14 protein-coding genes and 3 pseudogenes are annotated in these 17,167 nt (G+C 53.2%); 10 read left to right on the plus strand and 7 right to left on the minus strand.

Features of this window, described 5'->3' with window-relative positions; all coding sequences use genetic code 11:
* The first annotated feature begins 621 nt into the window (after positions 1-621).
* Positions 622-1,164 carry a PD40 domain-containing protein gene (locus tag JMI88_RS27690; protein ID WP_201365194.1) on the plus strand — a complete coding sequence of 181 codons (543 nt, stop codon included), beginning with the start codon at positions 622-624 and terminating at the stop codon, positions 1,162-1,164.
* 917 nt (positions 1,165-2,081) lie between these two features.
* Entirely contained in the window at positions 2,082-3,317 is a 1,236-nt protein-coding gene (locus tag JMI88_RS27695; protein ID WP_201365195.1) for an integrase core domain-containing protein, read from the plus strand.
* Here the strand turns inward: JMI88_RS27695 and JMI88_RS27700 are convergent.
* A pseudogene (locus JMI88_RS27700) lies at positions 3,304-3,990 on the minus strand (IS6 family transposase). The gene JMI88_RS27695 and the pseudogene JMI88_RS27700 overlap by 14 nt on opposite strands.
* Positions 3,991-4,268: 278 nt before the next feature.
* Between JMI88_RS27700 and JMI88_RS27705 the strand changes: the two are divergent.
* The 5 genes from JMI88_RS27705 to JMI88_RS27725 all read left to right on the plus strand — a co-directional run bounded on the left by JMI88_RS27705 (position 4,269) and on the right by JMI88_RS27725 (position 6,401).
* Positions 4,269-4,634 carry a low molecular weight phosphatase family protein gene (locus tag JMI88_RS27705; RefSeq protein WP_201365196.1) on the plus strand — a complete coding sequence of 122 codons (366 nt, stop codon included), beginning with the start codon at positions 4,269-4,271 and terminating at the stop codon, positions 4,632-4,634.
* Between the two features lie 312 nt (positions 4,635-4,946).
* The gene (locus JMI88_RS27710) at positions 4,947-5,558 is read left to right on the plus strand and encodes a sulfite oxidase-like oxidoreductase (protein WP_201365197.1); all 612 of its coding nucleotides are present in this window, start codon (positions 4,947-4,949) and stop codon (positions 5,556-5,558) included.
* A 46-nt stretch (positions 5,559-5,604) separates the two neighbouring features.
* A complete protein-coding gene (locus JMI88_RS27715; protein WP_201365198.1) occupies positions 5,605-5,889 on the plus strand; it encodes an FAD-binding oxidoreductase in 285 nt (94 codons plus the stop codon).
* Positions 5,876-6,040 (plus strand): hypothetical protein, encoded by a 165-nt coding sequence (locus JMI88_RS27720; protein WP_201365199.1) that lies wholly within the window; start codon positions 5,876-5,878, stop codon positions 6,038-6,040. Before JMI88_RS27715 ends, JMI88_RS27720 begins: the two co-directional genes overlap by 14 nt.
* Positions 6,041-6,152: 112 nt before the next feature.
* On the plus strand, positions 6,153-6,401 hold the full coding sequence (locus tag JMI88_RS27725) for a DUF6510 family protein (protein ID WP_236023092.1): 249 nt from the start codon (positions 6,153-6,155) through the stop codon (positions 6,399-6,401).
* Between the two features lie 796 nt (positions 6,402-7,197).
* Here the strand turns inward: JMI88_RS27725 and JMI88_RS27730 are convergent.
* Together JMI88_RS27730 and JMI88_RS27735 are read right to left on the minus strand one after the other, a co-directional pair.
* Entirely contained in the window at positions 7,198-8,841 is a 1,644-nt protein-coding gene (locus JMI88_RS27730; protein ID WP_444542388.1) for an ISL3 family transposase, read from the minus strand.
* Between the two features lie 188 nt (positions 8,842-9,029).
* Entirely contained in the window at positions 9,030-10,397 is a 1,368-nt protein-coding gene (locus JMI88_RS27735) for a group II intron reverse transcriptase (RefSeq protein WP_201365247.1), read from the minus strand.
* 50 nt (positions 10,398-10,447) lie between these two features.
* Here JMI88_RS27735 and JMI88_RS27740 point away from each other — a divergent pair, with 50 nt between their 5' ends.
* Positions 10,448-10,699, plus strand: coding sequence for a DUF5372 family protein (locus JMI88_RS27740; RefSeq protein ID WP_201365200.1), 252 nt, complete (start codon positions 10,448-10,450; stop codon positions 10,697-10,699).
* A 180-nt stretch (positions 10,700-10,879) separates the two neighbouring features.
* Here the strand turns inward: JMI88_RS27740 and JMI88_RS27745 are convergent, their stop codons facing one another.
* Both JMI88_RS27745 and JMI88_RS39685 read right to left on the minus strand, forming a co-directional pair.
* The gene (locus JMI88_RS27745; protein WP_236023093.1) at positions 10,880-12,187 is read right to left on the minus strand and encodes a hypothetical protein; all 1,308 of its coding nucleotides are present in this window, start codon (positions 12,185-12,187) and stop codon (positions 10,880-10,882) included.
* On the minus strand, positions 12,079-12,777 hold the full coding sequence (locus tag JMI88_RS39685; protein ID WP_236023094.1) for a hypothetical protein: 699 nt from the start codon (positions 12,775-12,777) through the stop codon (positions 12,079-12,081). Before JMI88_RS39685 ends, JMI88_RS27745 begins: the two co-directional genes overlap by 109 nt.
* Positions 12,778-12,869: 92 nt before the next feature.
* Between JMI88_RS39685 and JMI88_RS27750 the strand changes: the two genes are divergently transcribed.
* Positions 12,870-13,817 (plus strand): MerR family transcriptional regulator, encoded by a 948-nt coding sequence (locus JMI88_RS27750; protein WP_201365201.1) that lies wholly within the window; start codon positions 12,870-12,872, stop codon positions 13,815-13,817.
* 111 nt (positions 13,818-13,928) lie between these two features.
* Here the strand turns inward: JMI88_RS27750 and JMI88_RS27755 are convergent.
* Both JMI88_RS27755 and JMI88_RS40915 read right to left on the minus strand, forming a co-directional pair.
* Positions 13,929-14,336: pseudogene (locus JMI88_RS27755) on the minus strand (reverse transcriptase N-terminal domain-containing protein); the annotation flags it as partial.
* Positions 14,337-14,930: 594 nt separating this feature from the next.
* A pseudogene (locus tag JMI88_RS40915) lies at positions 14,931-15,696 on the minus strand (IS3 family transposase); the annotation flags it as partial.
* 462 nt (positions 15,697-16,158) lie between these two features.
* Between JMI88_RS40915 and JMI88_RS27770 the strand changes: the two are divergent.
* The gene (locus JMI88_RS27770; RefSeq protein WP_201365204.1) at positions 16,159-16,887 is read left to right on the plus strand and encodes an IS1 family transposase; all 729 of its coding nucleotides are present in this window, start codon (positions 16,159-16,161) and stop codon (positions 16,885-16,887) included.
* Positions 16,888-17,167: the final 280 nt, after the last annotated feature.

Below are 17,167 nucleotides of genomic sequence, written 5' to 3' on the forward strand. Positions count from 1 at the left end.
GCTCGCGCACAACACAAAAAGGGCCATCGGCGTAAGACGTAGATGAGCCAGAAGACAACGTATGCACCGCAATAGGCAGCGCGATTAACCTATGGAGCTACTGCTCAATACTGAGCAACCACGTTTCTGATCCAGTCTAGTGAGTGAAAATTGACCCAATGATTTACCAGAGGTTATCATACATATCGACGTGAATGCTGTCAAGGCCAAGCGTCACACAAGGATAGAGGCCCAGAGGCTACGTAAGTTGACATGAAGGGCAGGGTAGCAGTTACTACATGCAAAAACAGTATTGTTGCTCATCTCTTGTTCCCAACTCTGATGGAGCCGGAATGAGCAGAGGTGCACATGCCTAAAAGCTGGCTTTTACGCCAAATTTCTGCTGAAAAGCTAGCTTTTTCCATTTCCCATTGGCATTTCCGCACTTGCCTCTTATGGCTAACAGCTCAAAAAGCTGCATGAAACTTTTCAAGCTGGATAATGCCCGCTATTTTGCGGCTCATGCCAGCTTACGTAGCGTCAGGCCATCTTGTGACCGGCGCCAGAGGACTACTATACATTTGGGATGGGGGAAGTGGAACACGTTTCCAATCCCTGCATATTGCTGAAGAGAGTGAGCCTATGGCTCTTGCGTGGTCACCAGACAATAAGCTAGCGGCTCTACTCTTACGTAACAGTACTTGGAGCATATCCGCCTGGGATATCAAGGAGAATCAGAGCATACAACGCCTGAGTCGAGCATTCCCCACCAGGGTAAGAACACGATTTGGAGATACAGGCAATCAGCTCTCCTGGTCACCAGATGGAAAATATCTTGCTATTGGCGTGGGCAACTCGCTGTGGATAGAAAATCAGCTTGGAGATGCCATTCTTTTGAAGCAAGATAATAACACACCATGGACGTTAGCTTGGTCACCCGATAGTAAACTCTTGGCGCTGCTAGCAAATGGAGGAAATACCATTGAAGTATGGATTGCTGCTACGGCGGGTAGTCAGAAAGTAGGAACGTTTACCGATGCCCATAATGATACCGAGCTAGGCGCACTTGCATGGTCCACGGATAGTAAAAGCGTTCTGGCAGTTGATAGATATGGGTCAACGGAAGAAAATAGTATCGTACTGAAAAGCTGGCATAAACTAACAAGATCTTCTGTGTTTCAATAAATCTTTTCCTAACTTGTGTATCCTTTTGGCACCTCGGCTCCCGGTCAGAGCGAGCACCTCGTGCCCCTGGAAATTCAGAGCAAAAAGCGATACGCTCTGTTCAAACGTCGTTCACTGTATATGAAACCAGGGAGTATCTCGCTAGTAGCGATAGGTAGGGCCTTTCGACCTTTCCCCCGCTCCAAACCGGACAGGCCAATTTCTCGGCATCCGGCTTTCCGGTTGGGTCCAGATACTCCCAGGTGGAGAGTTGGCGATTGCTAGATCGTCCCAGGACGCACCAGTAGAAAATCCACCGTCATCTGCATTTCCCGGTTCACTCCTTTTTCCTCGTTTCTTTGGACTTACCCTGGCGGACCTTCGCCTTGTCTCCTCCATTACAGAGGAGCATTTGACTACTACGCCGCCTCCGTCCTCTCTCCCGCAAGCTGGCATTTTCGCTTCCTTTCGGTCAAGCGGTATGAGAGTTCCTTGTCTTCCCACCGGAAAGTGTCATAGCGACCCGTAGTTGCCTTCTTTACGCCGGGCGAGCCAGGAAGCAGTCCCAAACGAGATGCAAGCGTTTAGGCCGTCGCCTTACCATTTTGGTCAGGGTGTATCAGCCAGTTTCACCCCTCTAGGATAACGACGCTTCAGACGAAGGTTCCTCTCGTCAACATAGGCCGCAGGGGTAGCCCTTTGTTTTCCCCTGGCTAGGTCAATCGGTACATTGTCAGTGGGCTTCACACCTCTGAAATTGCCACTTTCAAACGCATGCCACTTACCCCTAACACGACTGCTTACGTGTTGCTCTTCAAGCAACTCTCCGGCAGTAAGCAAGCGCACTGCATCCATCCTATCCCAAACGCCTCTTGTTGTATAGTCTGTTGCAACAGCATCCTGAGTGGAAACAAGCGCAGTTGGTGAAGGAGACCGGCATGTCCGAAAGCTGGGTCAAAGACTGGCGCCGTCGTCTGTGCCCCTATCTGGATGCCCCGTTTGAGCAGGTCTACGTCGTCCTGCAAGGGCAATCCAGTGCGCGCAAAACCCCACCAGCTCATCTCTCCATTGACGAGGTCTGCCAGATTGCGACCTTACGCGAACAGCTGCCCGAGCAGTTGCATCGCGTGGCCGGCCCCCGTACGATTCGTACCTACTTGCAACGGCAGGTGCACGCGGGAGAAGCGGACTATACGCCCCCCGCCAGCAGCACGATTTACCGCTATTTACGCCTCTTCGAGTATATTGTTCCCAAGCCCACACCCCACCGTGAACCCATGGATCCGGTGGCTCCTTTGACGCAGTGGCAGATGGATTTTAAAGAGGTAAGCAGCGCAGAGGCCGCCGGTGAAGGCAAACAGCAGCGTCTGGAAATCTTCAATGTGGTCGATCAAGGCTCATCCTTCTGGTTGCATGCGGAGGTGCGCCATGACTTTACCGCTGAAACCGTCATTGAAGCGCTGGTGCATGCCATGCAGCGCTGGGGCGTACCACGCAAGATCACGTTGGATCGGGATCCCCGCTTTGTCGGCAGCCCTCAGGGCAGTGACTTTCGTTCCGCTTTGTTGCGCTTTGGCAGGTGTCTGGGCATTCAGATGGACGTCTGCGATCCGCAGCATCCGGAACAAAATGCCTACGTGGAACGATTTCATCGCAGGCTCAAGCAAGAATGTCTCATGGTCGAACGTCCCACGACGCAGGAACAGACCCAGGATGCGCTGAGCACCTTTGAGGCGTTGTACAATCATGAGCGCCCGCACCAGGGACGGGCGCTGTTGGATCGGCCTCCCGCCGACAGATTGGCCCAGGCGAGCCCCTTACCCGCGTTGCCGAGCAGCGTGGATCCGCTGCGCTGGCTACGCCACGAACCCCAACACGTCTTTCGTCGTCGGGTAGATGCCGCGGGAAGCATCAAATTGGACCTCAAGCGCTATTACGTAGGCAAGGCGTGGCGTGGGCACCTCATCACGGTGCATCTGAACGCCGAGGAAGCCCAACTCGTCTTGTTGGCAGAAGGACAGATTCTCAAAGTGCTTCCGGTGTCGACCAGTACCACCGCGCCGCTCCCGTTTGCAAAATACGTGCAACAAATACAAGAGCAGGCGCGGTCTGAACATCGTCTGCGTAGCCTACAAGAGCGGCAAAAGCGGGTGAAGGCTCTCAGCTCTTCCTGAACTGCCAGGGGCACGAGGTGCTCGCTCTGACCGGGAGCCGAGGTGCCAAAAGTATCCAGTCTTGTTCGAGATGGTTGTTGAGATACACATTGGTCCGATGCACCACATCATTTCCCATGATCTCGCGTATTGCACGCGGATAAGAGCGATGTCCGTCTGTGGTGACCGTCTCTGGAGTATAACCAACTACCGCGACGGCTTGCTTAAAGAACTGTTTGGCAGCATCCATGTTCCTCTTTTCACTCAGCCGTGAATCAACCAGATTGCCATCTCGATCAATGGCCCGATAGAGATAGCACCACTTCCCATGCACTTTGACATAGGTTTCATCGACATACCACGAGGTTCCTACTTGGCTTCGCCGTTTGGTCCGCAAGTGGTCCGCGATCAAGGGAGCAAACCGCTCTTCCCAGTCTCGAACCGTTTCATGCGTCAACACAAAGCCGCGCTCTAAAAATAACGCGGTGACATCCCGCAAGCTCAGTTTGTAGCGCAATCGTCACAAGACCACAAGCAGGACGATGTCCGTGGGAAATGCGAGATAGTTGAATGGGGTACCAGTTCGTTCGTTAAAGCTATGTTGACACTGAGAGCAAAAGAACGTTGCGTAGCCCAGTTTGGTTTTCTTCGCTCGCTTCTTGGTCGTGGCGGCAGCACAATAGGGGCAGTTCATCGGTCAACACTCCTGTTCCATCCTGTTTTCATGGGATGAGCATAGCAGAAGTATGAGTGCTCTGCCAAGAGGATGGCTTGAGTTCTGACAGAACCAACCCTTACCCTGATTCACTCCCTTCATCTGCTCACCACACGCAGCCATGTGATGCTTTAGTCTCTGTGCGATATCCCGTGCAAAACATCTTGCCTGCATTGAAAGAACAGGGTAAGCTACTCTGTAAGGCGAGTTTCCTATCGACATTCAGCCGTTGCTCGCCTGCAATGAGGATATTTTGCATGAATGAGCATCGGAAGCGTGTGCTGTTTCTCTGTGCCCATCGCTCAGTTCGTGCGCTCATGGCTGCAAGTTTGCTTACAGCACGAGTTCATGGCCCATGGGATATTTGGAGTACACCACTGCAGGAGAACGGGCAAGAGCTAGATCTTGCACACCAAGTGCTTGATGAGGTAGGTATCCCACTCCTCGCCTCACCACAAACGACCGAACCAGACTTTGGTCTTTCTTGGAATGAAGGCACCCACGTGTTACGCAACAAGATTCACATTTTGCTACAGTATCCTCACAGGCTCGTTCAATGGTCTCGCTTTTTTCTGGTCACAAGTGAGAAACATCTCTTCCTTAAAGAAACAGGAGAGCAATAAAACAAGAATTGCATCTCGCTGCACGGAAGATGACGGAGATCTATTCTATCAGAGATGCAACAATGTATTCCTCCGCATCTCACTCATCCATATTCCTCTTTTTATGCACATGAGATGCACCTCTTCAATATATACTTGACAATGATTGTCTGGTAGATTACACTTTTACAGTAAAAGAACAGGCCAGAAGAACGCGACAGCAAATAATAGACAGGTCAGGGGCTGCCGCCCCTTACATCCCCGCCTATCAATCGTCGATTGACAGAACGCTAGATCCTTTGGGGCGAAAAATGGAAAGATCAGGGTGAGGTAATGAGTGAAGGTTTTTTCTCGCGGGGGTTTCAAGGTCGTCGCCCACGGAGCGATGAGCGTGGACGAATCCCGCCGGGACAATATCAGGAGCGTGGCTTTCCCGTCCTTTCGGCAGGACCGACGCCACACACCCCTCTCGCACACTGGGATTTTTCCCTGCTTGGAGAAGTCAAGCAACCGAAGCGATGGACCTGGGATGCATTTCGCGACCTGCCACATGAGACGATAACCAAAGACATCCACTGCGTGACCAAGTGGTCGAAACTGGATACGCACTGGGAAGGCGTCTCCGTCGATACACTGCTAGAGCAGGTGGAGTACGATGCCCACTACGTAGTCGCCTTCAGTGATGGCGGCTATACCACCAACCTTCCGCTGGCAGACGTCCTCGCTGGGAAGGCGTGGGTCGTCTATGGGTATGAGGGGCAGCCTCTCTCCCCTGAACACGGTGGTCCGGCACGCTTGCTGGTTCCCCATCTCTACTTCTGGAAGAGCGCCAAGTGGATTCGGGGCCTGCGATTGGTTGATCAGGATGAACAAGGCTTCTGGGAGTCGCTTGGCTACAACAATCACGGTGATCCATGGAAAGAAGAACGGTACCAGGGTGATTAAGTTGGCAACTCGCGAGGTGGTTGCGATGCGGGAAGAAACAGCGTAGGTGAAAAGCATTACGCTCGCCGCTTCTCACTGGCAAGGGCATCGACAGGGACAGCATGTGGATATGCAGATCACGGCTGAAGACAGCTACCAGGCGGAGCGCAACTATTCGATTACATCTGCTTCCCGGCAGGAACGATATGTGACGCTCATCGTCGAACGGCTCACTGATGGGGAAGTGTCACCTTACCGCATGAGTGAGCTACATGTCGGTGACCAGATGGAACTGTGTGGCCTTTTGTTTGCTATATTCGTGGCAATCGAACACAGAGGTGGTCTACCGTGATGAACGTACTCGCCTGGCCAGGGACGGTACGATGATTGAGGTAGTGCAGACACTGGCCCGCGTGCAACCACCAGATGGACTGGGTATCATTGCCGCATCGATACTGAGATGCGGCGTGAGGCGGCATGGCTGGCTGATCAACGCCCGCTAATGTTCATCTGTGGTCCAACCCCATTCGCCGAAACTGCCGCAGAGAGACTTGGCACACTGGGATATGAACCAGAACGAATCAAAACCGAACGATTCGGACCGACAGGAGAAACATGATGGAGAACAAGCTTGATGACAATGCTGCCGGGGACATCTTGCAAGAGATCTTCCCCGCTGAAATAACGCAGGTCCAGGCAACCTGCACACGTTGCGGCGCAACATCTGCCATCGGTGCGCTGGCGGTCTATATGCATAGGATGGGGATGGTCATGCGCTGCCCCTCCTGCGATACTGCGCTCATTCGCGTTGCACAGATAAAGGAACACTACAGGTTGGATATGCAGGACGTCCGCATCCTTTAGATGCGGCGCGGAGGCATAATCCGTCTTCTGCTCTCAGTCTGGCATATCGTTTATTATAGAAGGAAAAATGCGATGCATGTCGCATAAAGTAGGGCCTTCACGCTGAGGACTGGCGTCCAGTCCTTAATTGCATGGTTCTCGTGTAGATGGGATCTCGTATAACTTTTTTCTCTTTCCTTTTCGTTCCTTTTTTTGTTACTATACCATATTTTTGTATGTACCTGTCAAAATGTATGCGACTTAGCACACTGGCTCCATACGGAAGCAAGCGTGAGAAATCAAAGAGATTGACCCTGTCCTGAGAAGGTGTAAACTACAGCGGGAAGAACGAAAATTTCGCTTGCAAAGAATCATCAGTAATGAAGACGTTGGGCACCTTGATGCCAGGAGAAAAGCTTGACACTCCTGTTTCTTGAATGGATAGAACCCAATACGGGGGGATTTCTATCTATTTATTAAGAAAGAAGCATATATTTAAAAAGGAGACATTTACGCGCTTACAAGGAAAAACGGCATTGGTCACGGGGAGTACCTCAGCTCTGCACTCTCCAGATCACCAAATGTGACACTGTTGGGAAACTTTTTAAGCAGCAAGATAAAGCCTCTGGAAGGCAGAGACACGTGTAGGAGCGAGTTCATCCCCATCAAGCCACGCAACCGCACGCACCACATTGATCGCAGCGGCAATTCCGAGATGTTGCAAATGCGTTTTGGCAAAGCCAATATAACGGGAGCGGCGCATGCTATTAGCGCCGATGGTATACTGGCTCTGTAGCACTTTGCGTGATGGGTAAGGTTAAGCTGCATGCAGCACCCGCAATCGGAGGAGATCGAACTTTGCTCGACCGTACATTTGCCGCTTGAGATACTTTAAACGTGTTACCTGGCCCTCTACCTGTCCATTACTTTCTACCATTGATAATCCAGCTTGTACTGCCGCATAATCGCGCCTGATCCCCGAAGCGAAACTGATGAGTTCACGAGGGCCATACTCTTTCGTGCGTTGGAGCCACACATCCAGGTGCGTTCCTTGCCGCAGCCTCACCATTGAGACGAACTGCTGGCTCAATTCATACGCTTGTTTCATCTCCTCGCTGGCTTGGTACATCTGCTCAAGATAGGACCGGTGCGTTGGAGAGAGTGTCTCAGGTTGCTTGATAAAGAGAAAAGACGCTTGCCGGGACGAGAGGTGGCGTTGGGCAGGCGGTGATGATGTGCGTTTGGGGCCACGGGTACGGCGAACAGGGGTTGGTGAACTGGTCCGCCAGTCAGAAATCAGAGCTCGTAGAGTGGTAGGCGACGACGCACGATAGCCGCGGGTCTGGATTTCGCGGAAGAGCTGAGCGGCATTCTGACATCCGGCGTCCCATCTTTCCCGCAGGTATGGCAGATAGGGATCGAGCTTGCTTCGTCGTTTCTTTCGCGGCCCTGATTCGGGAAAGGAGCCAGCTTCCAAGTAGCGATGCACCGTGTTGCGGGAGAGGCCAGTCGTTCGGGCGATCGCTCGCTCTCCAAGACCCTGCTGATGGAGTTCCGCCACCGCTTGATAGCGTTCATACCGCTTGCCGCGCCTCATTTGGCGAAGAGCCTCGGCGCGCGTGAGTGATACACGCTCTCCTTCCTTTCCGTCCTTTTCTTTCTGTTGCACTTGAGGTTCCATCAATGGCTTCTCGTCTGTCATCGCAGGCAGTGCGGTGCTTTTGCCCTCTTGCAAAGGAGGCAAGCACTGACGTTTGCGATCCAGCAGCCGTTGCACAGTGTCACGCAGGTTCGCAACCAGATGATAGCGGTCAGCGATCTGGATGGCGTCCGGGGCACCTTTTTTTGCACCCTCCGCATAGGAACTGGCGCGATCGCGACTCACAACCTCAACGCCGGGATGCTCACGGAGCCATCTCTCAAAGGTTCCTGCTTCCCGATCCGGCAGCAAGTCGATTGGTCGGTGAGCTTGCAGATCGACCAGGATTGTGCCGTAGTGATCTCCTTTTCTCCAAGCAAAGTCGTCTGTGCCCAGCATCCGTGGGGCTCTGATGGGTGCCATAGGTGTACGGCGCAGCAGGCGAAGCAGAGTCCAGAAGCTGACTGGCAGGCTCAAGAAGCAAGCCAAGCGCGCTCCTGCTCTGCCCCCAAGTGCAAAGGCGATCTCGCCTAAGGTTTTGCTCTGGCGCAACGTCCGGCGCGCATAGGCAGGAGCTATCTCTGGAAACTGTTCTGCAAACGTCTTGCGAATACAGGTTGGATTCTCGCAGAAAAACCGACGCACCTTCAGACGCAGCTCAACGGCGCGCCCTTGACAGGGCAGATCAGCAAGCCGTCGGTTGTAGCGACTATGAACATGTGATGAAGCATGCGTACATGCGGGACACATCTGGCTTGATTGCGATGATGCCAGAAGGAGTATGAGGGTATCGCCTTCAATGAAGAGGTCTTCCACCTGCATGTCAGCAGGCAATGCAAACAACAATGGATTCGTCACGAAACTCTTTCTTCTCGGGGAATGATGCGACTGAGTAGTAGTTGCCTTATTCTATCACTTTTTCCTCTGCTTTGATCACACAAAGTGCTACAGAGCCTCTTTCAGTATAGCGTTTACACACATCACGAACCACACCGCTCCTTGTTCTCTTCCTACTTGCGTCGCTCCGGTTCATTGCTTTCTTCTGCTAGTTCTTGATCGTTGAACTGTTGGCAGTCGTGCATGGCCCGTTGCGTGTAGGCGTGAATCTGCTGATGGCAAAGTAGATGAACCAGCGCCAGATTGCTGTAGACATCTTTTCCCCCAAAAGATTTTGCGAGAAGATGGTGAACCTGAAGCTCTTCATCATTGAAGAGGGATTCTCCACATTCCAGACAACGACCTTTTTGTCGCTTGGCGATCTTCTGTCTTGAAAACGTCAGATCTTTTGCTTTGGCGGCCTGTCGCTGCTCCCAGTAGTCCTTGAGTTGAGGATCATCCGGCGATGCCGTCCCTTTGACGAGGACATGCCGTTCTATCGGGAACCATCCAAACTTGAGGAGATATCCCCCAGTGGCTTTCTCCCCAAAAACCCACCGATCTGACCGATCCAGGTTCAAGCGTCCCCAGTATTTCTGGTGCCGCCAGTGTTTGGATTTAGTAGGGTGCTGCCATTTGGCGTAACGGTCTGCCCGGTAAAACATCCAGCTATCCAGTTTGTGGAAGATAGCACTTGCCACCACCGTCCGAAAGTAATTCGCCCACCCCCGGATGATCGGATTCAGTCTTGCCAGGACTCCCTGGACATTGCTTCCCTTTCCTTTCATCCAGATGTCTTTGAGTTTCCTTTGGACGGCCCGTACCGAGGCTTTGCTTGGTTTAATTAAGAGCTTCCATCCCGTTCGGGAAGTCTTTGGTGCTGGATAGTGCCTGATGTGAAACCCTAAGAAATCAAATCCTTTGGTCAGGTGAACGATGCGGGTTTTCTCCTCTGAGAGACATAATCCCCGCTCTTTCAGCCATTCCACAAGGATGCTTTGGACAGCTTCGGCATCCTGTTCACTTTCACAAAAGCAAACAAAATCATCGGCATACCTCACTACCGCATGCGTGCCTCTGATATATCCTCCCGCACTGTACTTAACGCCAATAGCATTTTCCATACCATGCAGTGCAATATTCGCTAAAAGTGGGGAAATCACCCCGCCTTGTGGCGTTCCTTGTTCTGTGGTGTAAAATGTCCCATAATCCACATACCCTGCTTTCAACCATTGTTTAATCAGCTCTTTGCCAGGAACTGGTCCAATGGCTTTGAGTAAGTATTCGTGCGAAATGTTATCAAAAGCTCCTCGTATATCCGCATCAAGAACCCATTTCTTAGTCTTGTTTGGCCGGGCCAACCCATAGATTTTCCCAATAGCATCCTGACAACTGCGGCCCGGTCGAAATCCATAGCTCGTTCCCTCAAACCTGGCCTCCCATGCCGGTTCCAGGGCATTTTTGACCATAGCCTGAAGACAGCGATCCACCACGACAGGCATCTTCACAGCACACTACCTCCTTTGACAACCCATCTGGGAAATGGGTCACGGTGACTCATCCCCACCATCCATTGCATGGCCAGCGCGTGCAGTTTGTCCGCCTCAGGCGAGGCCCAAATCCTGACCTCATCATTCGTCTGCCTGATGGCTATCACGCGGCAATCGCTGCCAGCTTGACAGACTACGCAGGCCCTCCCCTCGTTGATCCCGACGCAGTGGAACCGCCCTTGCTTTTGCTCGAAGGCTTGTGGCAAATGGCCCAGTGGATTGCACAGCCCACGAGTTGCGCAATGAGCCTGTAGAAGAGTTTATCACTCGTAGATGAGATAAAAGCCGAGAGGAGATGACGCTTCCTGGCAGAAAAATGACCGAAAAGAAGTGTGAAAGCGGGGAAACCAGGAAAAAAGGCCACAGGAATTCCACACGGAATGCTTGGCCGTTCCGCCGAGAACGCACAGCATCGTGGTGACAGAGATCGAACGTTACATGCTCTCAAGACCGAGAAACGCAGCAAAGGCCTCGGGAATGCCGAAGAGCGTGATCCTCACCAGTGCCGCAGTTGGGGTCCGTTCATTGCGAGCCCGCCGTTCGTGAAAGGTCAGCCGCATATGCGCCCGTTGGGCGCGAGAAAGCACACCCGACGATGCGTCGCAGGGAGGCACAAGCGCAGGATGAACCGCCACATCCAGGCGTTGATAACGGACCAACTGGATGCAGGCTCGACGCGAGCGCCTGCGACTCCAATCCCGCCACAGCAGCGGCTCTTCGCCGATCGCCCGGGGATGCAACAGGAGACTCACCTGGCGCGGCTTCGCGGTGGCATGTCCCTCCCACTGACACTGCTCTCGCAACGGGCAGGGACGACAATTGCGAATACTGGCTCCATAGACCAGGCGCAGACTCCCATTGGCCTCCGGGCGCCGTTCTTGCAGCACCAGTGACGCTCCCGCAGGACAACGTAAGGTCCCATCGGGCTGGCGCGCAAAGTCCTTGCCTGAGAAACGACCCGCTTTCCAGGACGAGGCGGCGGTGGCGGGAGCATAGCCGGAAGCAGAACCAGGCGCCTGCTCCTGGTGGGCTGGCGCAAACTCCGTGGTGCGGACCGGCTCGGCAAGCAACTGCTGACCCAGTTCCAGACGCAGATTCCAGATCCATTGACTGATGATTTGCCAGGCTTCTTGCCCCCAGGGGGCATGGCTACACCAACGATCAGGGTCCTGCTCGAGATCTTCATCCCACAGGGCTGGCTCAAAGGAACCACGATGCAGATAGAGCGCCATGACATCTGCCGCCGTGAAAGCTGTCGGTGCCAGATTGGTGAAGAAGAGCTCGTAGACCACGCCATCACGGGTGATGCCAATCCGACTTTTCGTGGTGCCTGCCGGGTGGGTGGCCACAATGATCCGGTAGCGCTTCCCGCCGCCGTCCAGGGGCAGATTTGGGCAATCGTAGAGCGTGCGCACCATCCCGCTTTCTGGCAGCGTGAACGGCTGATCGGGGGGCAGGCAAAGGCGTGCCTGGATCTCGGCTTGATCCAGGAGGTGATAGTCTTTGCCACGTGTGACGTAGCGCATCTCTCCCAGATCAGTGAGGACCGCTCTGGTGCCATATTGACCGTCAAGGCGCACGAGCAGGCGTGAAGGAGGCAGATGGATCGCCTGAGCATAGGTCTCGATGGCCGTCAGCGCCCGACGCAACTCGAGACGGTACTGGCCATTGCCCGGGTTGCCAAAGCTGGCCAACCAGTGATGGGTATGGGCTTGCAGGATGGTCGTTCGGCTGCGGACCACTTCCCCCGCTTGCGTCCCGTGTAGCCTGGTGCACAGAGCTGCTGGAGTCGTCGGACTGGGGCGGGCCGATCCGCCGTCTGCGGCAAGGCTCGTTGGCGAGCCGCCTCTCGGGTGCCATCCACATCAAAGACCAGCAGATGGTCCCCTTGCCGGTCCCACAACCCACCTGGCAGTTCTTCGCTGGTCAGAGGGCGAGCCAGCAGATCAGCGAGGAACTGGGTGCGCAAAGCTTCAACGGGAGCCTGGTCGAGGGAGGCGAGAAAGCGACTCAGGGTCGAACGAGCAGGCAGGCGATCGCGCCCGAAGAGCGCCATGAAGGGGCTGGCCCAGGGAGTCATCTGTTCGTAAAAGGCTTCGAGGGTGCGCTCACCGCTGATGGCGTAGCCAAAGAGCACGGCGACAAAATCAATCACGTCGTAGTGGCCGAAACGCCGACGCGCAAAGCGCACCTGCTCTTCAATGGCGGCAAGCACGCCGTGACGCTGCATGTGATGCACGATCACGGTGAGTTCGCCGAACCAACAGGGCTGCGCTGGAGCCGATTGAGCACAGGACTGGATGTTGATCGAAGAATACGCGATACTGGTCATGAGTCCTCCTTACGGAAAGGCGAGTTGTTTTTTCCATTTCCTTTCGTAGGGAGGCACATTTTTCGGGGTGAGCGCTACTTGGGCTTAGCTCGTTGCGCAACTCGTGGGTGGTGCAGTGCTTTCTGGAGGCAATCCAGCCTGCACATCTGGAGGTCGCTCTCTCTGCCCTCGATTCGCTGGAAGCACGCGCTAAACAGGTAGAGAGCCAATGGCAGCGGCAAATTGAGCGCGCGCAATATGAAGCAGACCTGGCCCGGCGGCGCTACAAGGCGGTTGATCCAGACAATCGTTTGGTGGCTCGGAGCCTGGAGCGCGAATGGAATGAGAAACTGGCCGAGGTCGAAAAGCTGGAGCGCGAATATGCGCTGGGGCCCAAGCCAGCGGCTCTCTTGCTCACTCCTTCGCAACGCGAGCAGATTCGCAGCCTGGCCCACGATTTGCCAGCTATCTGGCACGCTCCCACGACGACCTTTGCTCAACGCAAACAATTGTTGCGCTGGTTGATGAAGGATGTGACGCTCTCGAAGCGTGGCAACGTCATTGATGTCGCCATTCGCTGGCAGACTGAGGCCCTCACGCGTCTTGCCATCCCACGTCACAAAATGTCGTGGGAAGAACGCCAAACGAGCCCGCAAGTGGTCGAGCGCGTGCGGGAGTTGTCTCCGGCACAGACCAATGCGCAGATTGCTGCTCTCCTGAATGAAGAAGGAGAGCGAGCTGGCATGGGAGGCTCGTTTACGGTCAGTAAAATTGAATGGATTCGCTACGCCTACCACATTCCTGCTGGATGCCCAGAGCGTCCGAAAGCCGCGCCAACTGGGCAGCGGGGAGATGGGCGCTATTCGACGAAAGCTGCCGCCGAACTGCTCAACGTCGATGTCTCCACGATCGCCGACTGGTGCAAAATGGGACGGCTGGAGAGCGTGCGCTCGACTCCACTGGGACCACGCTGGATTACGCTTACCCACGAGATCATCGAGGCTCTGCGCAAGCCAGTCAAGCGACAGTGGAAGCACCGACATACTCGGCCTGCTTGCTAATGTATGGTAACGTAAGACTGTAGCGGTGGATCAGAGTTCCCGATCCACCAGGAGGAGAAGAAATGGAATCCCGAACATCGCTTGGAAAGAAGGGTAGTGTACAGCGTCTATCGGAATCGAGAGTGGCCTTTGAGCACCGTTGCTCTTGGGGATATACACACGTCTGAGCGGTTGAGGGTGATACCCTCTTGCTTTCAGGTCGCGTATGGCTCGTGCTTTCTTTTCCGGCGTGTCCCAGATCACCTTGTCCACGCCGGGTGTCTTTTTCCCCTGGTTTTCCGTCACTCGCCGCACAGCCAGTGCTTTGCCGCTAAACGAGTGGGTTAAGATTCGTTGCAGGGCTTTCACCTTGCCCCATTTCTTTTCCTGAGTTGCCTTCACGATCCTGGCTTGGAGCCGACGCACTTCTCGCTGAGTGTGGTACCAGCGGATGCCGTGCCACTCTAACGAGTCGTGGAAGGATGCACCAGTAGCCGTTTCCTCATCAGAGTATTCTGTTGTGGACCTGGCTACCGCCATCTGCGTTTCCTCCTTCATCGTTTACCACTCCTTTTCGTGATGAAAGACCAGACGGAAGTCTGCCCGCTTTCGCGTGGGGAAGGTTCCCCTATCTGCTCCGTTACAGAACAGCTTTCGCTTTTTCCGCCCTCCTGTACCCGCCTCGCTATCGGCTCCCCTTGCGGGTGGCTTTCCCTTTCGGGAGCGGGACGGGCTTACCATGTTCTGCTTTTGTACCCCAATGGGTTAGGCTCTGCCTGTTCGCCGGTGAGAGTATGTCCACGATAGAGGAAGCTGGATACCTCTATGCCTCTCACATACCTTTTGGTTCAAGCCTGTCAGCATCTTTGGCTTGTTCGTCGTAACGACGTTTATCGGCAGTTCACGTGTGTTAGCCATACCATTGAACCTTAGCCCCTCAACCGCATTGATGCTTACCGTTACGATTTTTCCTCACAGTTCCATCGCTCTCATTGAGAAAGGGTACATTGTTCCGAGAGCTTCCCACCCCGGAATTGCTCCCGACGCAGGTCTCGGTAAGGTACTGGTGGTGGAACACCAGGTTGAGCGCTGTTTAGCAGCCTCAACAGCTACAGAAGCAACTTCATGTCGCAACCAGCTCACCACATATCGCGAGTACCAATCCAGGACAGCGACCAGGTACATCCATCCTTTGTTCAGACGGATATACGTGATGTCGATCCCCCAGATATAATTGGGTGTGCTTGCGATGACATTTTTGAGCAAATACGGATAGATGCTCGCTTGATGTGCTCGCTTGGAAAGATTCGGACCCGGGTATATTGCCTCCAGCCCCATCTCTCGCATGTGTCGAGCTACAGCCTTATGGTTCACTTGTATCCCTTCAAGCTGTAACTGTTTCGTGATCTTGCGATACCCATAAAATGGATACGCAGTATAGATCTGGTCGATGCGGTGCTTAAGGGCAATCTCTTCTTGTGAAGGGGGAACCGGCTGGTAATACAAGCTGGACCGGTTCAAGCTCAATAACTCGGCCTGGGTGCTCACGGCTAGCTCCTCCCGGTTCCACTCAATCAGAGCTACTCGCTCATCACGACTCAAATGCTCTTGCACCTTTTTTTTTCAGCCAACCAAGCTGGGTGCTTAGTCGACCAATCTCTGCATATAACCCTTCTCGTTCTCTTTCCCATTCCGCTTCTTTCGCTGCTTGATCCTGTACCATGCGGTCATCAAAGAGCGCTGGTAAACCAGCCAGGGCTTGATCACGCCAACGAGAGATCACATTCACATGCGTCCCGTATTCTGAAGCAATCTGCGAGAGAGATTTTTCTTCTCGCAAAATTTCTTTCACGACTTTGATTTTAAACTCGGTTGTATACGTTTTTCTGATTGTTGTCATCTCTTCCCTTTCCACCTTCAAACCTCCATTTTTTTGTCTTATTCTATGGGTTCATTATAAATTTCAAGAACAACGAGAACCAACAGGTCAGCATCTTGTCAAGGATATTACAGAAGGCTTACACTGGCTCTGGCGACAACCACTCCTGCGAGTGATGGCTCTTGTGACTTCTGGATCTGTTTTTTTTGGGGCTGGTCTAACACTTATTGTAATTATTATTGCACAGTCTCATCAAGCATCTAGTGAAGTAATTGGTATCATTTTTAGTATTGGGGGTATTGGAGGAATTATTGGATCAATGATAGCACCGAAGGTTCAAAAACATGTTCGTTTTGCTTATGTGGTCTTAGGAATATCCTGGCTCTTTGCATTGCTATGGATATCCTTGATAATATTGCCATCGCCACTATTGCTTGGCTGTGAGTAGTGGTTAGGTGGTAAGTGATGAGGTAGAATTGAGGTATGATTCAAGAAACGATGACATACGTCTGCCGCGTCTGTAGAAGTACAAATATTGTCAAAAATGGAACCAATCATTGTGGGAACGCTCAATACCATTGCAAGGACTGTGGCACCTATCGTGTTCTCATACCAAAGCAAGCGTATTCAGAAACTGAGCAACAAACGGCGCTGCGGGCTTGCCTAGAGCGGTGTAGCCTGCGTGGAGTGGCACGAATCTTTGCTATGGCACGGCCAACCATTGTGGCGTGGCTCAAAGTGCACGTCCAAAACTTGCCTGATGTCAAAGAAACCCTTCTGCCTGCGACCCCAGATGATGTGCTCGAACTCGATGAAATGTGGAGTTTTGTACGCAAAAAAGACCAGGCACGATGGTTGTGGACGGCGATGTGCCGCCGAACCCGCCAAATCGTCGCCTTTGCCATTGGAGACCGAAGCAAAGCGACCTGCCTTCGGTTATGGCAAGCCATCCCTTATGAATACAAACACTGCCATACCTTCGGTGATTTTTGGCATGCCTATCACTATGTGTTCCCAGCTGAAACCCATCATTGTGTTGGGAAGGAAACTGGGGAGACTGCGTATATGGAACGCTGGAACAACACCTTGCGTCAACGAGTAGGCCGCTACGTTCGACAAACGTTGTCCTTTTCCAAATCTGACGAATCTCATGAGATGGTTACCAAGTGGTTTATTGTTCAGTATAATTTGGGTTTATCACTTACCATCTAACCACTACCCGAGAGGCCAGGCTGCGCTGGCCACCACATTGTTTGGAGTGGCTCTTTAAGAAAGATGGTGAGGAACAATCACGCCCAGTTTTCTCCGTTGCCATTTCTTGCAACACAACCGTTGACAGTTTGTCTAAACGGGATGGCCGAAGGTCACGTGATCAAGCTAAAATTGATTAAAAGGATGGGATACGGGCGAGCTGGTTTTCCACTCCTCCGTAAGCGTATCCTATATCTCTCTAGCTGGAGTAGCCATCAGTGGCGAACACGCTCGTCTAGCC

The sequence above is a fragment of the Dictyobacter formicarum genome, assembly GCF_016587435.1.

Excerpts from the sequence above, each read along its gene's own strand:
- JMI88_RS27690 (WP_201365194.1), top strand. The coding sequence starts at position 622 with ATGGCTCTTGCGTGGTCACCAGACAATAAGCTAGCGGCTCTACTCTTA.
- JMI88_RS27695 (WP_201365195.1), top strand. The coding sequence starts at position 2,082 with ATGTCCGAAAGCTGGGTCAAAGACTGGCGCCGTCGTCTGTGCCCCTAT.
- JMI88_RS27705 (WP_201365196.1), top strand. The coding sequence starts at position 4,269 with ATGAATGAGCATCGGAAGCGTGTGCTGTTTCTCTGTGCCCATCGCTCA.
- JMI88_RS27710 (WP_201365197.1), top strand. The coding sequence starts at position 4,947 with ATGAGTGAAGGTTTTTTCTCGCGGGGGTTTCAAGGTCGTCGCCCACGG.
- JMI88_RS27725 (WP_236023092.1), top strand. The coding sequence starts at position 6,153 with ATGATGGAGAACAAGCTTGATGACAATGCTGCCGGGGACATCTTGCAA.
- JMI88_RS27730 (WP_444542388.1), bottom strand. The coding sequence starts at position 8,841 with ATGCAGGTGGAAGACCTCTTCATTGAAGGCGATACCCTCATACTCCTT.
- JMI88_RS27735 (WP_201365247.1), bottom strand. The coding sequence starts at position 10,397 with ATGCCTGTCGTGGTGGATCGCTGTCTTCAGGCTATGGTCAAAAATGCC.
- JMI88_RS39685 (WP_236023094.1), bottom strand. The coding sequence starts at position 12,777 with ATGACCAGTATCGCGTATTCTTCGATCAACATCCAGTCCTGTGCTCAA.
- JMI88_RS27770 (WP_201365204.1), top strand. The coding sequence starts at position 16,159 with ATGATTCAAGAAACGATGACATACGTCTGCCGCGTCTGTAGAAGTACA.